Below are 10,337 nucleotides of genomic sequence, written 5' to 3' on the forward strand. Positions count from 1 at the left end.
ACGCCCAACCGCGGCATTGTCGCCGTCGCCACGCAGACGGTGGAACAGAGCCTGGACCTCGACGCTGACCTCATGATCACCGACCTGTGTCCGATGGACGTGCTTTTGCAGCGCATCGGGCGCCTCCAGCGGCACAGTCGGGACCGCCCAGAGGGCTACGAGACCGCGCAGTGTGTCGTCCTCACGCCGGAGGAGCGCGACCTTGCGTCGCACATTTCGGGCGACGGTCAGGCGTTCGGGCCGCACGGGCTGGGCACGGTCTACGGCGACCTGCGCGCGATCGAGGCGACGTGGGAGGTGCTGGCGAACGACGACCTTGCGCCGTGGCGGATTCCCGAGGACAACCGCCTCCTTGTGGAGCGCGCTACACACCCGGATCGCCTTCAGGCCATCGTGCAGGACGGCGCAGAGTCGTGGCGGCAGCACGAACAGTGGGTCCTCGGCTCCCGCCAGGCCGACCGCCAGGCCGCCGGATACGTCACCATCGACCGCGATCAGCCATTCGGCCTCGAGCCGTTTCCCGACAACCTGGAGACGGCGAAGACGCGGCTGGGTCAGGAGGACTACCGGATTCTGCTCCCGGAGGCCGTGGAGAGTCCCTTCGGCGATGCCATCGAGGAGCTGTCCGTGAGCGAGTGGCAACTGGACGAGCCGCCGGAGACGGAGGAAGCGACAGACGTGACGAGCAGAGATGGGGGCTTCGCGTTCCAGTTCAGCGGTCAACCATTCCGGTATGATCGTTTCGGATTGACACCGGAAGCGACATCGTGACCTCAGTTTCCCATCGTTCATCTGGCATGACAGATCGGACTCGATGCGCATTCTCTACCGCGAACATGCCGACGACCGCCGTGATGAGGAGGACGTCACGTACGAGGAGGTCCGGCAGGTGCTGCAAGACGGGCTCGTGTTGCGTCGCTACCCGGAAGACGAGCCGTACGAGAGTCGCCTCGTGCTGGGATGGGTGGAGGGACCGGCCCGCTCGGGGACCTACGATCGTGGCCGGCCCATACACGTGGTAGCAGCCGACACGCCTTCGGGCATCACTTGGATCATCACTGTCTACGAACCAGATCCCACGCTGTGGGAGGACGCATTCCGATGGAAGAAGACATGGACCGATACGACGAATACGTGGCGCAGTTGAAGGACGTGGAGGGCAGCTCCTGCATTGTGTGTCCGGAGGGCCAACTTCAAGTGTCCACCTTCACGAAAACGATGGAGCGGAATGGAACGACGCTCGTCGTGAAGAAGGTGCCCGCACTTGTTTGCGACACGTGCGGCGACGTCACCTATACGGAGGCCATCGGACGACGACTCGACGAGATGTACGAGGCGGCGAAGAAGGCAGGCGTCGATACGGCGGTCCGATCCTTCAAGGAGAAGGCGGCAGCGTGAGTGCAGACCCTCCCCAGGTTCAATGTCGCAGACCAATCATCGCACATCGCGTCTCACGCGGCAGATGCTCGAAGACGAGTTGGACCGCGCCCGCATCCACCGGGTGAACGTGACGGAAGATATGCTCACACTTTACCTGGAGGACGGCCGCGTCCTGGGCATGCCCACGGTGTGGTCGCCCCGCCTCTCACAGGCCAGTGAGGCCGAGCGCCAGAACTACGAAATCATCGGCCACGGGGCGGGACTGCACTGGCCCGATCTGGACGAGTACGTGAGCGTGCGGTCGATTCTGCTTGGGCGTCGCTCCGCCGAGCACACGTCTGAATCTGAGGGTGGCGACCACTGACCCGCATGTTCTGCTCGCATCCGGACACGAGATGTCCGCCCGGGTACAGCGGCATTGTATCTTGACGTGCCCCGCTGCAGCACATCGCCACGATTGCCTCCGCGCATTGCCTTTCGGACCGCGATTCTCCTCTCCATGACACACTCGTTTCTCAACGATCCGCTCTTTCGGGTCCGTCTGCCGGACGAGACCGTGCGGGACCACTCCCTCCCCCAGATCCTGCACCGGCTGACACAGGACAACATCCTCAGCTTCGAAGCGCTGCAGTCCCACCAGCAGCAGGCGTGGCACAGCTTCCTCGTGCAACTCGCTGCGATGGCGGTCTCCCGGCAGGCCAACGGTACGATGCCCTCGGACGTGTCTGGATGGCGAGACGCACTGGTCGGGCTGGCCGACGGAGAAGCTGCGGCGTGGCACTTGGTCGTCCCGAACGTGTCGCGGCCCGCGTTTCTGCAGTCGCCCGTGCCGGAGGGGTCGCTCGACGACGCCGGGTACAAGGCCGACGTGCCCACGCCCGACCAGCTCGACGTGCTCATCACGTCCAAGAGCCACGACGTGAAGGCGCGTCGCATCCGACACCCGCGGCCTGAGCACTGGATCTACGCGCTCGTGACGCTGCAGACGATGGAGGGCTTTCTGGGCCGGGGCAACTACGGCATCGTGCGGATGAACGGGGGTTTTGGCAACCGCCCCCTGGTCGGCCTTGCTACCGATCTGTCGTGGGGCGAGCGCTTCCGGTGCGACGTGGACGTGCTGCGCTCGGAGCGTGAGGCGCTGACCGATCGCTATACGCTGGACGGCCCCGCGCTGCTGTGGACCAAGCCGTGGGACGGAGCGAAAGAGAGCGCCATTCCGCTGAGCGACTGCGATCCGTACTTCCTCGAAATCTGTCGCCGCATCCGGTTTCGGCAGGAAAACGGTGATCTCGTGTGCTGGCGGGCCAACACGAAGGGGCAGCGCGTCGACGCGCCCGATTCGCTCAACGGCGACACTGGCGACCCCTGGACCCCCATTGAAAAGAGCGGCGGGAAGGCGTTGACGTTGCCGGGTGAGGGATTCACCTACGACCGCCTGCAGGACATCGTCTTCGAGGGGGAGTACGCCCGCCCCCCAGCCCTCCAGTTTCGCGATTCGGACGAGGGACACGTCTACCTCGTGGCCCAGGCGCTGGTGCGGGGACAGGGGAAGACCGAAGGCCTCCACCACCGCATCGTCCCCGTTCCGGCCTCGACGTCCAGCTGGCTCCGCGAGAAGTCTCGCCGCGAGCAGCTGGCCCAGCGCGCCCGGGACCGCGTCGAGCTGGTCCAAGACGTGGAGCGCTCGGTGCTGTACCCCGCCATCGGCACGCTGCTGGGCGGGGGCGACACCGACGCGATCGAGTTCGACGACGTGGGCCCCTGGCTCGACGCCTTCGACCGCGCTGTGGACGCGCGCTTCTTTGAGTCGCTCTGGGCGTCGGCCGGGATGAGCGACACCGAGGCCCTGGAGCAGTGGCAGTCGCTGCTCTGGGAGGAGGCCCAACTCCAGTTCGAGGACGCCGAGGATCACACCCCCGCCTCATCCACCCGCTACTGGCGGGCCCGGAGTAGCGCCCGCTCCATCTTCCACGGCGCTGCCCGCAACACCCTTCCGCACGCCTTTTCAAAACACGACCCGTCTCCTCATGCCGCAACCGCCTGACCCCGAGACCTCCGATTCCGAAGCGCCGGCGACGAACGAGGGCATTCCTCCTTGGGAAGCCGTCGGCCGTGCCAGCGGCATGCTCGATCCCGAAAACGAGCAGGGCCTGTCAAATGCCGATCAGGCAGCTCTCCGCCGCATCGATCCGGACACGCCGGTCACTCCCACGCTCTGGAAGGTGCTCTTCGACCTCGATCAGGACGAGGCCCCCGACGACTTTGACCAGACGACGTGGGAGCAGCGCTGGGCCACGCTCCTGATGGGCATGGCGCACTGCGCGGGCCTCCACGACTACGACGTGCCCCTCGGCCAGGCGCTCGCCGAGGCCGGATGGTCGGAGACCCGCTTCGTGCGACTTCTGGAGGCCGACGACGAGACGCTGCCCGTCCTCCTCCGCCGCATGGCCCAGTACCTCGCCAGCAAACAGCAGCCGGCCAACTGGGACGACGTGCGTCAGCTGCTCTTCGTGCAGTCCGGCGAGGCGGCCGAGGATGTACGCCTCCGCATCGCCCGACCCTACTACCGCACCCTCCACGCTCAGGAGCAAGACGACTAACTGCTCCGACGATCTCACTTACGCAATACGCTCTACGCAATACGCAACACATCCATGTTCATCCAACTCCACGCCCTCACCTCCTATCCGAGCACGCTGCTGAACAGGGACGACGCCGGTTTTGCCAAGCAACTCCCCTTCGGCGGGGCCACACGGACCCGCGTCTCGTCGCAGTGCCTCAAGTACCACTGGAGAAACTTCGATGGCGAGCACGCCCTCTACGACATGGACGTGCCGCGGTCGCTCCGCTCACGGGAGACCTTCTGGCGCCGCCTCGTCCAGCCGCTCATCGACGACGGGCATCCAGCGCCGCTCGTGCGGGCCGCCACCTTCGCCCTCAAAGAGCGGCTTCTGTCCGACGACAAGGCCGGAAAGCGGGACCTCAAAACGCTCATCCACCCCGGCGAGGACGACGAGCCGAGAGAGATGATCGACACCAATCAGGTCACCATCTTCGGCGTGCCGGAGATGCGCTACTTGCGCGAGCTGGCCGCCGAGAAGATTGAAGCAGCGCGGGACGACTTTCCAGTCTTCTGGAACGAGAACGGGGAGCCGGACAGCGATACGGTTCGCGACGCGGCGGACGCGATGCGCGACTTTTCGAAGCGGGAGCTCAAAAAGAACCTTAAGGGCCTGAAGCTCGCCAGCGGGCTCGACGCCGCCATGTTCGGCCGAATGGCCACCAGCGACGTGCTGGCCCGCGGCGACGCAGCGGTGCATGTAGCGCATGCCTTCACCACGCACGCCCAGGAGAGTGAGAGTGACTACTTCTCGGCCGTCGATGAGCTGCGGCGCGACGAACCGGAGGAGAGCGGCGAGCTGGGCGCCGGGCACATCAACACACAGGAGCTCACGAGCGGCCTCTTCTACAGCTACGTCGTCGTGGACGTGCCGCTGCTCGTCTCCAATCTCTCCGGTGTGGACCAGGACGACTGGACCGACGGCAACACCGACCTCGCCGCCGAAGTGATGCGCCGGTTCACGCACCTGATGGCCACGGTCTCCCCGGGGGCCAAGCTCGGCTCCACCGCGCCTTACTCCTACGCGCAGTGCCTCTTCGCCGAGGCCGGGACCGCCCAGCCACGCACGCTGGCCAACGCGTTTCAGTCACCCGCTCCGACCCAGAACGTGCTGGAAAACAGCTACGAAAAGCTGGGGCAATACGTCGACGAGATCGACCAGATGTACGGGGTGCAAACCGACCGCCGACTCGCGGCCATGGGGCCGACGGACGGTCTCACGGATCGCTTAAAGGTGGCCGACACGACCACGGTGCCCGACATTGCCGACTGGACCGCGAACCAAATCCAGCGAGGCCAATGATGGACGTTCTGATTCTTCGGTTCGACGCGCCGCTGATGAGCTTCGGGGCCCCCATCGTGGACCAGAAGGGCGAGATCCAGCCCTATCCGGCCTTGTCGATGATGACGGGGCTGCTGGGCAACGCGCTGGGGTTCGACCACAGCGAGTTTGGTCGCCTGGAACGCCTGCAAGAGCGGCTCCGCTACGCCTCGCGCCAGGACCGCCGCGGCCGGCAGATCCAGGACTACCAGACGGTGGACTTGTCCAAACCTTACATGGACGATGACCGCGCCTGGACGACCTACGGCCATCTCGAATCGCGCGCCGGGGGCTCCGCCAGCGATGGCACGCACATCCGCTACCGCGACTACTGGGCCGATGCTGTCCACACCGTCGCGGTCACGCTGGAATCGCCAGACGAGTCGCCGAGGCTCGACGATCTGGAAGCCGCTGTGCAGCATCCCGCACGGCCCCTCTTCCTCGGCCGCAAGCCGTGTCTCCCCGCCGAGTCCCTGTTTGTGGAGCGGACCCAGGTCGACACGCTTCCCGACGCCCTTGTTCGCGCGCCCCTTCACAACCGGGCGGACGACGGTCCCACGTTTTCCGCCTGGTGGCCGACCCATCCGGACGCGGACGGTCCGTCCGACGAGGGGCCGCTGGACGAAGACATGCGCGAGCCCGTCACCGACCGGCGCGACTGGCGAAACCAGATCCACGTCGGCGAACGGTGGATCGTGAACGGCACCGTGCGCCCGCAGACGTAACCTCTTCTCACTCCTGCATTTCTCCCCATGTCCGATTCGGACTTCCACATGGTGCAGCTCGGCCTCGACGCCAAGGGCCTGACCACGCTTGGCAAGATGCTGCACCTGCCCCTTGCCCAAACCGACACCGGCTACCTGGTCCACTGCGCGTTGAAGGAGCTCTTTCAAAACGACGCCCCCCAGCCGTACTCGGTCGAAGATGAACTGCAGAACGGCCGCCAGGTCCGAGTGCTCGGCTACACCGCAGCGGACGCCGGTGCGCTCCAGTCCCGCGCCCAGCTCGACGCCAGCCCCACGGTCTACGAGATTTGCGACTGGGACCGACTGGCTGCCAAGCCCATGCCGGACACCTTCCCACAGGGCATGGAACTCCAGTTCGAGCTCCGCGCCTGCCCCGTCGTCCGCAAGGCATCGGCGGGCGAAGGGGTGAACCAGCACGGGGAGACGCGCCGCTGGGAGGAAGGGGACGAGCTCGACGCGTTTCTGGCGGAGGCCTGGACGCGGCCCGAAGAGGAGGACCTTAGCCGCGAACAGGTGTACCGCGACTGGCTGGATCGGCAGTTTGAGATTCGGGGTGGGGCCGAGCTGCAATCGGCCGGCATGACCCGCTTCTCCATCGAGCGCATGACGCGCCGCACCGGCCCGGACCGCACCGCCGACACCATCAAGCGCCCCGACGTCACGCTCACCGGCACGCTCCGGGTCACCGACAGTAGCGCGTTCCTCGACCTCCTCCGCTCCGGGATCGGGCGGCACAAGAGCTTCGGGTACGGGATGCTGAAGGTGCGCCGGGCATAACCTGTGGGGAGGGGTGGACGTATGAATGGATGGTAAACCGAAGAACGAACGATGTTGCCTTGCCCCAAGCCGTACGACGATATTGCCTTCACCGGAGATGCGCGGCGCGCCCTGATCGACCGAGAGATCTCTGTTGCGGAGGTGACGCAGGCCCTACAGGAGGGAATGGTCCTCCGCGTTTATCCGGAGACGACACCTACGGCCCGGCTCCTCCTCACCTGGACGGATCGGGAGGCGCTCTTTGGGACCTACGACCGGGGACGACCTGTTCATGTAGTGGCGTCCAATGATGACGACGCCCAACGCACGACCGTCATCACAGCCTACGAGCCCGATCCTACTCAATGGACGGACCAATTCCGATGGAAACAAACGTGGACCAGCGAGACGAACACGTGGAGACAAGCCTAACACCGGGACAGTCCTGTCACCAATGCCCAGAGGGCACGTACGAGACGGGCACTGTTACGGAAACCCTTGAACGAGACGACACCATCGTGGTCGTGAAAGGGGTGCCGGCCCTCGTCTGTGACGTGTGCGGCAATTCCCTGCTCGCAGCCGAGGAGGTCGATCGATTGCAGAAAATTCTTGAACGGGCCGAAGCGGAAGGGGTCGAGCTTGAGAGTCGACGATACCAGCCGGTTCGAGAATCGATCGAGAGCACGTCCTGACGGTACGCCGTCGTTGGTTTTTCTTGCTACAGCCAAGGCTCACCCCATGGTGAGTTCCGCCTCCACCTCGGAGGGAATGCAGTGCATGCACTGCCCGACGGGCACGTACGAAGAGGGAACGACCACAATGACCCTCGAACGGGGGGACACGACGCTCGTGGTGAAGCACGTCCCGGCCTATGTCTGTTCACACTGTGGGGACGCGATTCTGCCCGAGCACGTGTCGAGGGGGCTCGACGACGCGATGGACGCAGCCGAGGCAGCAGGAGGCACCACTGTGCGGGATTATGATCCCGAGAAAATAGCGGTGTAAGGGCGGCCTAGTCCCTTGTAGAGCGGCAATCTTTCCTCTCACCGGTCCGGTCTCCTGCGCGATACGACGCGCTCGTGACTCCTCTTTCGGGACCCTCTTCCGAAGCGGAGGCAGCCAGGCCCCAAAGGGACCTCTCCCGCTCCGCACGTGCGTCGCTACTCCAAATTCGAACGCCCCCACTCGCAACTCGCCATTGACTGATGCCGCTGAAAGGTCGCCTCGGCCTCGAAACCGCCCGCGTGCCCCACACCGACCGCCACGGGCTCATGTGGCTGGAACGGGGACGCCTCGCCGTGGAGGACGGCAACCTGGTCTTTACCACCGCCGGCTTCGACGACCTGGAGGCCGGCGCCTACGACATCCCGTACCAGCAGGTCTCCAACATCCTGCTCGGCCCCGGCGGCGTAGTGAGCCACGACGCCCTCCGCATCCTCGCCCGCCGCGACACGGGCCTGCTCGCCGTGGGCTCGAAAGGGGTGCGTCTCTATGCGACGAGCATGCCCTTCGGCCCCGACAGTGCGGACCGTGCTCGGCGCCACGCTGAGCTGTGGGCCGACGAGGAGACGCGCGTCGACGTGGCCCGCGAGATGTACCGGATTCGTCTCGGGGGCGAGCTCCCGCCGCACCAGCGCGACCTCGACTCGCTCCGCGGCATCGAGGGACGGCGCGTCAAAAAGGTTTATCAGAACCTGGCCGACCAGCATGGGGTGGAGTGGAACGGGCGTCGCTACGACCGCAACGATCCGGACGCGAACGATACCGTCAACCACGCCATTAACCACGCCGTGACGGCGGTCTACGCCGCGTCCCGCATTGCGGTGGCTGTCACCGGCACCGTGCCCGAGCTTGGCTTCATCCACGAGTCGTCGGGCCACGCCTTCGCGCTGGACGTGGCGGACCTGTTCCGCAGCTCCACGGCCCTGCCCATCGCGTTCCGTGCCACCAAAAAAGTAGAGCGTCAGCCGGGCCGCGACATTGAGCCGATCACCCGCAAGATGGCCGGGGCCACGCTCCGCGACGAAGACGTCATCCCGGACATGATCGACCGCATCAAAGACCTGCTGGAGCGAGATGCGTGAAGCCGTGATCCGTGATGTGTTCTGGAACCCCCTCCTTCACGCCTCACACATCACGTTTCACGCATCACTCGCCACGCAATACGCACTACGCAACACGCAATACCCCTCCCATGACGATCGCGGTGACGCGCAACACCCCCGGCCGGTTCGACGGCTTCCTCGCCTCGTGCATGCAGGAGATCGCGCCCGGCGTATACGTGGCGCCGACGATGAAAAAGGCTGTGCGCGAACGGGTGTGGCGCGTGATGATGGACTGGAACGAGCTGCTGCCCGACGATGCGGGCGTGGTCCTCTTCTGGCGCAACCCCGATGCGCCCTCACAACTGAGCATCCGTCTCCTCGGCTGGCCGAAGAAGGAGTTCGTGGAGCACGAGGGCCTGTGGCTCACGCATCGCGAGCTCACGGAGGCGCACGACGTGGAGGAACTCCTGGAGCAGGTCGAGGTGGAGGAGCCGTCCATCGACGAGGAGGACCCGACACTTCTTGACCTGGAGCAGCTGGAAACGGAGACGTGAGAGGGAAGGGGGTGCCGACTGCAGTTACGTCTCCATTGCGTCGGACTCGGATTCCGGTAGATCGCCGAGAATGTCGCGCACCGGAAGGTCGCCGATCGATGTCGGGCGCTCCGGGGCCACCGTGTCGTCGAGGCCGGGGAGGTGTCGGGTCCGGTAGACGTCGTCGTCCGGCGCGCGATGCACTTCAATTTGCTCCGCTTCCAGGTCGAGAATCCACACCTCCGGAATCCCGGCGCGGGCGTAGAGGGGCCGCTTCACGTCGCGGTCGTACGCCAGGGTGGTGTCGGACACCTCGATCAGCAAGAGCACGTTGTCGGGCCGCGGGGCGCCCTCGAGATTCGTCGAGAGCACTACGTCGGGCTCCGGCTCGTTGTGTGCGTCGATCCGCACGGGATTTTGGACACTGACGACTACGTCGTCGATGTTGTGTTCAACGAGGCACCTGCTGAAGAGCGTATTCAGGCGATTGATGCAAACGATATGCGGGTCGTTGATTGGGGACATGACGACGAGCTGGCCGTCAATGAGTTCGAGCGGGTCGTCCTCGTGCAAAATGCCGGCCTCCAGCATGGCCTGCACCTCATCGGACGTGAAGCGTCGAGGACGAACCTCGGGGGCCGGGGGAGAGGCGAGTTCAGTCATGGCGGCGGGGCCCTGCGAGACGCAGTTCAACGTGGGACTTGATGCAACGAGGAGCAGCGGTGGTCGGTTCGCTGGGACGCGCCGTGATCGGAAACGCACACCGCCCGTCTGGAAGGGTTGCAATTGGGAGAACGCGTCCTCAATTTTGACTACTGCGATCCACCCTGCGACAGACTGTCGCTCTTCCGGAGCGATACACGGAACGATGGGCCTGTAGCGCCCGGTTCCTGACAAACTGTAGCAGGGGTAGCCCCGCATCCGCGGGGATAGACC

At 65.3% G+C, this 10,337-nt stretch carries 14 protein-coding genes and 1 pseudogene; 14 read left to right on the forward strand and 1 reads right to left on the reverse strand.

What is annotated here, in order from left to right; all coding sequences use genetic code 11:
• The 14 genes and pseudogenes from ABEL04_RS09490 to cas2e form a co-directional block, all read left to right on the forward strand.
• Positions 1–771: pseudogene (locus ABEL04_RS09490) on the forward strand (CRISPR-associated helicase/endonuclease Cas3); the annotation flags it as partial.
• Positions 772–814: 43 nt separating this feature from the next.
• Positions 815–1,147, forward strand: coding sequence for a DUF4258 domain-containing protein (locus ABEL04_RS09495; RefSeq protein WP_375802152.1), 333 nt, complete (start codon positions 815–817; stop codon positions 1,145–1,147).
• On the forward strand, positions 1,114–1,398 hold the full coding sequence (locus tag ABEL04_RS09500) for a type II toxin-antitoxin system MqsA family antitoxin (protein ID WP_375802153.1): 285 nt from the start codon (positions 1,114–1,116) through the stop codon (positions 1,396–1,398). Before ABEL04_RS09495 ends, ABEL04_RS09500 begins: the two co-directional genes overlap by 34 nt.
• 22 nt (positions 1,399–1,420) lie before the next feature.
• A complete protein-coding gene (locus ABEL04_RS09505; protein WP_375802154.1) occupies positions 1,421–1,744 on the forward strand; it encodes a DUF2442 domain-containing protein in 324 nt (107 codons plus the stop codon).
• 135 nt (positions 1,745–1,879) lie between these two features.
• Positions 1,880–3,424, forward strand: coding sequence for a type I-E CRISPR-associated protein Cse1/CasA (gene casA / locus ABEL04_RS09510; RefSeq protein ID WP_375802155.1), 1,545 nt, complete (start codon positions 1,880–1,882; stop codon positions 3,422–3,424).
• On the forward strand, positions 3,408–3,980 hold the full coding sequence (casB, locus tag ABEL04_RS09515) for a type I-E CRISPR-associated protein Cse2/CasB (protein ID WP_375802156.1): 573 nt from the start codon (positions 3,408–3,410) through the stop codon (positions 3,978–3,980). The genes casA and casB overlap by 17 nt, the downstream gene beginning before the upstream one ends.
• A 54-nt stretch (positions 3,981–4,034) precedes the next feature.
• On the forward strand, positions 4,035–5,303 hold the full coding sequence (gene cas7e / locus ABEL04_RS09520) for a type I-E CRISPR-associated protein Cas7/Cse4/CasC (RefSeq protein WP_375802157.1): 1,269 nt from the start codon (positions 4,035–4,037) through the stop codon (positions 5,301–5,303).
• Positions 5,303–6,046 carry a type I-E CRISPR-associated protein Cas5/CasD gene (gene cas5e / locus ABEL04_RS09525; RefSeq protein WP_375802158.1) on the forward strand — a complete coding sequence of 248 codons (744 nt, stop codon included), beginning with the start codon at positions 5,303–5,305 and terminating at the stop codon, positions 6,044–6,046. Before cas7e ends, cas5e begins: the two co-directional genes overlap by 1 nt.
• Before the next feature lie 27 nt (positions 6,047–6,073).
• Positions 6,074–6,844, forward strand: coding sequence for a type I-E CRISPR-associated protein Cas6/Cse3/CasE (gene cas6e / locus ABEL04_RS09530; RefSeq protein ID WP_375802159.1), 771 nt, complete (start codon positions 6,074–6,076; stop codon positions 6,842–6,844).
• Between the two features lie 51 nt (positions 6,845–6,895).
• Positions 6,896–7,255, forward strand: coding sequence for a DUF4258 domain-containing protein (locus tag ABEL04_RS09535; RefSeq protein WP_375802160.1), 360 nt, complete (start codon positions 6,896–6,898; stop codon positions 7,253–7,255).
• Positions 7,240–7,515: a type II toxin-antitoxin system MqsA family antitoxin gene (locus tag ABEL04_RS09540; protein ID WP_375802161.1), complete on the forward strand. Its 276-nt coding sequence runs from the start codon at positions 7,240–7,242 to the stop codon at positions 7,513–7,515. The genes ABEL04_RS09535 and ABEL04_RS09540 overlap by 16 nt, the downstream gene beginning before the upstream one ends.
• Positions 7,516–7,561: 46 nt before the next feature.
• Positions 7,562–7,828, forward strand: a complete 267-nt coding sequence (locus tag ABEL04_RS09545) for a YgiT-type zinc finger protein (protein WP_375802162.1) — start codon at positions 7,562–7,564, stop codon at positions 7,826–7,828.
• 200 nt (positions 7,829–8,028) lie between these two features.
• Positions 8,029–8,907 carry a type I-E CRISPR-associated endonuclease Cas1e gene (cas1e, locus tag ABEL04_RS09550; RefSeq protein WP_375802163.1) on the forward strand — a complete coding sequence of 293 codons (879 nt, stop codon included), beginning with the start codon at positions 8,029–8,031 and terminating at the stop codon, positions 8,905–8,907.
• 110 nt (positions 8,908–9,017) lie between these two features.
• A complete protein-coding gene (cas2e, locus tag ABEL04_RS09555; RefSeq protein WP_375802164.1) occupies positions 9,018–9,422 on the forward strand; it encodes a type I-E CRISPR-associated endoribonuclease Cas2e in 405 nt (134 codons plus the stop codon).
• A 24-nt stretch (positions 9,423–9,446) separates the two neighbouring features.
• Here the strand turns inward: cas2e and ABEL04_RS09560 are convergent, their stop codons facing one another.
• Entirely contained in the window at positions 9,447–10,064 is a 618-nt protein-coding gene (locus ABEL04_RS09560; RefSeq protein ID WP_375802165.1) for a Uma2 family endonuclease, read from the reverse strand.
• Positions 10,065–10,337 lie beyond the last annotated feature (273 nt).

Source organism: Salinibacter sp. (genome assembly GCF_042218895.1).
GTDB lineage: Bacteria > Bacteroidota > Rhodothermia > Rhodothermales > Salinibacteraceae > Salinibacter.

Bases quoted from the DNA above. Each gene is read 5' to 3' on its own strand.
- cas2e (WP_375802164.1), top strand. From the start codon at position 9,018: ATGACGATCGCGGTGACGCGCAACACCCCCGGCCGGTTCGACGGCTTC.
- ABEL04_RS09500 (WP_375802153.1), top strand. From the start codon at position 1,114: ATGGACCGATACGACGAATACGTGGCGCAGTTGAAGGACGTGGAGGGC.
- ABEL04_RS09535 (WP_375802160.1), top strand. From the start codon at position 6,896: ATGTTGCCTTGCCCCAAGCCGTACGACGATATTGCCTTCACCGGAGAT.
- casA (WP_375802155.1), top strand. From the start codon at position 1,880: ATGACACACTCGTTTCTCAACGATCCGCTCTTTCGGGTCCGTCTGCCG.
- cas1e (WP_375802163.1), top strand. From the start codon at position 8,029: ATGCCGCTGAAAGGTCGCCTCGGCCTCGAAACCGCCCGCGTGCCCCAC.
- ABEL04_RS09495 (WP_375802152.1), top strand. From the start codon at position 815: ATGCGCATTCTCTACCGCGAACATGCCGACGACCGCCGTGATGAGGAG.
- cas6e (WP_375802159.1), top strand. From the start codon at position 6,074: ATGTCCGATTCGGACTTCCACATGGTGCAGCTCGGCCTCGACGCCAAG.
- ABEL04_RS09560 (WP_375802165.1), bottom strand. From the start codon at position 10,064: ATGACTGAACTCGCCTCTCCCCCGGCCCCCGAGGTTCGTCCTCGACGC.
- ABEL04_RS09505 (WP_375802154.1), top strand. From the start codon at position 1,421: ATGTCGCAGACCAATCATCGCACATCGCGTCTCACGCGGCAGATGCTC.
- cas5e (WP_375802158.1), top strand. From the start codon at position 5,303: ATGGACGTTCTGATTCTTCGGTTCGACGCGCCGCTGATGAGCTTCGGG.
- casB (WP_375802156.1), top strand. From the start codon at position 3,408: ATGCCGCAACCGCCTGACCCCGAGACCTCCGATTCCGAAGCGCCGGCG.
- cas7e (WP_375802157.1), top strand. From the start codon at position 4,035: ATGTTCATCCAACTCCACGCCCTCACCTCCTATCCGAGCACGCTGCTG.
- ABEL04_RS09545 (WP_375802162.1), top strand. From the start codon at position 7,562: ATGGTGAGTTCCGCCTCCACCTCGGAGGGAATGCAGTGCATGCACTGC.